5 protein-coding genes are annotated in these 3,225 nt (G+C 35.8%); all 5 read left to right on the plus strand.

What is annotated here, in order from left to right; genetic code table 11:
* Positions 1–483: TraG/VirB4 family ATPase (locus A6I66_RS16175; protein ID WP_449421095.1), on the plus strand; the 483-nt coding region annotated here is incomplete at its 5' end.
* An 11-nt stretch (positions 484–494) separates the two neighbouring features.
* Complete coding sequence (locus A6I66_RS16180; RefSeq protein WP_067151880.1) at positions 495–1,076, plus strand: conjugal transfer protein; 582 nt, start codon at positions 495–497, stop codon at positions 1,074–1,076.
* Positions 1,076–1,918, plus strand: a complete 843-nt coding sequence (locus A6I66_RS16185) for a hypothetical protein (RefSeq protein ID WP_067151883.1) — start codon at positions 1,076–1,078, stop codon at positions 1,916–1,918. The genes A6I66_RS16180 and A6I66_RS16185 overlap by 1 nt, the downstream gene beginning before the upstream one ends.
* Positions 1,919–1,948: 30 nt before the next feature.
* Complete coding sequence (locus A6I66_RS16190; RefSeq protein ID WP_067151886.1) at positions 1,949–2,563, plus strand: conjugal transfer protein TraK; 615 nt, start codon at positions 1,949–1,951, stop codon at positions 2,561–2,563.
* The coding region (traM, locus tag A6I66_RS16195) for a conjugative transposon protein TraM (RefSeq protein ID WP_067151889.1) at positions 2,553–3,225 on the plus strand (673 nt) is incomplete at its 3' end. The genes A6I66_RS16190 and traM, both read left to right, overlap by 11 nt.

Here is a 3,225-nt window from a genome sequence, read left to right on the forward strand (position 1 = left end):
AAAGCAGAAAAAGGTATCATACTATTCGATGAATTCGCCAAACAGCTCAAATTTGAAAATGTACTAGAAAGTGTCGAATTCTATTATCAAGCCATTAGAAAGCAAAACGGTGCCATAGGCGTTATTTTACAATCCATCAATCAACTCCCCAATAATTCTACATCCGCCAGTATTTTAGAGAACACCCAAGTCATTTACAGCCTCAATAACGAAAAAGGTTATGACGAATTAAAAAACCGATTGAACCTGTCAAGTCATGATATGAATCAATTAAGATCCATTCGTAATAATTTATCAGGAGCAAGGAAGTACACCGAAATGTTTATCAAAATAGGTAAAGAAAGTAACATTTTCAGGTTGGAAGTCCCTAGAGAAGTCTACGCAGCATACTTAACAGATGGAAAAGAAAGCGAGGCCATAATGACCTTATATGAACAAACCAACAGTATGGAAGAAGCTATTAAAATATTTATTAACTCTTAAAAATTAAAGTTATGAAATCAAACATTAGAATTTTACTGCTCACCTTATTAATAAGTGTGTTTACGTCAGCCTCTCTGAGCGCTCAGGGTGTCCCTGTTTACGACAACACCAATTTTATCAGTTTTGCCAAGTCCTTAATTGAATCAGCCAAGCAAACCTCACAGCTCTTAAAAACGGTTCAGTTTCTAAAGACTCAAAAGGAGAATATAGAAAAAGTGAACAATGCCATTATACAGCTCAAAGCTGTTAAAGAACTCACTCAGAATAATAAACGACTTTTTGATCTGGTACAAGACGATTTAAGAGAGATATTAAACTCACCCTATATTAAAGCGGATGAAGTTAATCGTATATCAGATTCATTTAATGCCATTATAGAAAACTCTATGGATAGCTTAGAATACATAGATAAAATTCTCTCCAGTGGTACCCTTAAAATGACAGATGCTGAACGCGCTGAAGTCCTCAAGGAAAAAGAAAGAGAGTCAAAAGATATGGTGGCAGAAATAGAAGCAAAGACCAGGCGCTATCGCGAGATCATCGCTTTTAGAGAAATGCAAGATATCATCAATAACAGACAGACAAATTACTAATGGCTGGTATTTTATTAGGCATAGGCTTAGAATATGTGGATGCTGTATTTACGACGATCAAAAACAGTGATTTTTCGCAGTATACCATAACAGGAATGAAAACTCTAGCTATTCTTTTCTTTCTGATAAATATTCTAAAAAAATACAACGAAGGCATAGCCACCAACGCAGGTTTTACCTGGGGGTTAACACCTTCAGAATTAGCAAAGAATTTTGCCGTAGTAATCTTAGTTATTTTTTCAACACAAGTATTAAATGTGTTCGATGCCCTTTTGGTTGCTATTGAAACACAATATCGAGATACAGCACCAGCCTTATTGCCTTTACAAATGCAGGAGTTAGATTTAGAGCAAGATGTAGGGCCTTTGAAAGCAGCCCAAAAAGCATTTGCCTTATTGTATGAAGCCTTAGTAACACCACTATACGGTTTAAAAGCGATAGCCTTTATCATGGGAATATTTTTATGGTTACTGGACTTGTTCATTTATCCACTGTTTTTAGCAGAACGTTATTTCTTGTTAGGCATCATGCAAGCCTTTTTTCCCTTGGTCATTAGTTTAGCGGTATTTGAAAAGTTTAGAACCTTAGCTTATAATTTCTTCAAACTCTATGCAGGTGTGTACATGCTAGTACCAGCCTTTTTTCTAGTGAATGTATTTGTTAATAACCTGTACACAGAAATCAATACGCACTTCTGGGTAGATTTGTTTGGATCCGATTGGGGCAGTGATTTTTTTGCCCCGCTCTTACAGTTTGCTTCAGTTGGATTTATTGTGCTTTTAAAATTCAAACTCTATCGAAAGGCCAGCACTTTTGTGTTCAAACTGTTTATAGGAGGCTAGGGGGTAATCAGTTATAAAATATTTAAGAAAATGAAAACACCGTATAAAAACATTTTTAGTGTACTTAAGCTCAACCGTTTCATTGTGTTAGCCGTAATAATAGGAGCTGTAATAACCTGTGTGGTTTCTGTAGTACTTGTGATTTTACTACATAAAGAAACCGTTAATAATGCCTTTGTCGTCAACACAGAGGGGCAGGTCATTCCATTAAAATTCGTGTCTCATCAAGAGAATCTTGAAGTTGAAGTATTGGCGCATTTAGAAAACTTTCATCGCTACTTTTATAATATTGACGCCAGCAACTATGAGAAAAATTTAGAGAAAGCCTTGTGGTTGGGCAATAGTACGGTAGATGGATTGTACAGACAAAAGAAGGCAGATGGTGTCTATAATCGCTTGTTGCAATACTCTTTATTACAAAAGGTGATTAGCATCCATTCTAAGGTTGATGTTCAAGCAGAGCCCTATGCCTTTGAAACCAAAACTGTATTTGAAATCAATCGCGGGTCAATAATTGATACTTATGAAATGACGACTACAGGTAAATTAATTCAAGTGGATAGGCACTTTCCCAATAACCCCCACGGCCTTTTGATTACCAATTATTTTGAAAACACCTTAAAACGCATTGATAATGAAAATTGATAAAAAGAAAATCGTTTTTATAACCGTATTAGTCAGTATTATTTTATTTATCGCTGGATACAGTATGACCATTATGGGAGACGATAATGAAGCCATTATAGAAAACAAAGACATTGCTATTCCAGACTTGCCAGATGATCAAAAGGAATATGAGACGAAACTAGAAGCCGTTGATGATTTAAAAGAAGTTCGAGAAACCAATGCGCCTAGTATTTATGATGAGCATTTGTTAGACTCAACGGGAGTTTATGATAGCGAATTATTAAGCAAGGAAAAAATGCGGATGGTAGATAGTATCTACAATAAAGGAAGGATAAGCTATTCGGAAAGAAATTATAGGTCATCAGAAAATCAGGAGCAACAAGCAGGAAAAAGTGTAGATACTATACCTGAAATAATAATAGTAGATTATGAAACGATGGCAAAGGAGTTGGCTTTGGAGCATCAGTTGTTTTTCGCTTCAAACCCAGTAGTCAATGACAACCAAATTTTAAAAACCACAGATGCCTTTATTTATGCACAGGTAGATGGAACGCAAACCGTGCGTAATAATTTCAGGCTACGAATGCGTTTAACCCAAGCAGCAAGAATAGACAATCGTGTCTATCCAAAAAACACAAACATTTATGGATTTGTCAGTTTCAAACCCAACCGAACCCTAA

Origin of the sequence: Pseudotamlana agarivorans (genome assembly GCF_001642835.1) — a bacterium.
Lineage (GTDB): Bacteria > Bacteroidota > Bacteroidia > Flavobacteriales > Flavobacteriaceae > Pseudotamlana > Pseudotamlana agarivorans.

Excerpts from the sequence above, each read along its gene's own strand:
- A6I66_RS16180 (WP_067151880.1), top strand. The coding sequence starts at position 495 with ATGAAATCAAACATTAGAATTTTACTGCTCACCTTATTAATAAGTGTG.
- A6I66_RS16185 (WP_067151883.1), top strand. The coding sequence starts at position 1,076 with ATGGCTGGTATTTTATTAGGCATAGGCTTAGAATATGTGGATGCTGTA.
- A6I66_RS16190 (WP_067151886.1), top strand. The coding sequence starts at position 1,949 with ATGAAAACACCGTATAAAAACATTTTTAGTGTACTTAAGCTCAACCGT.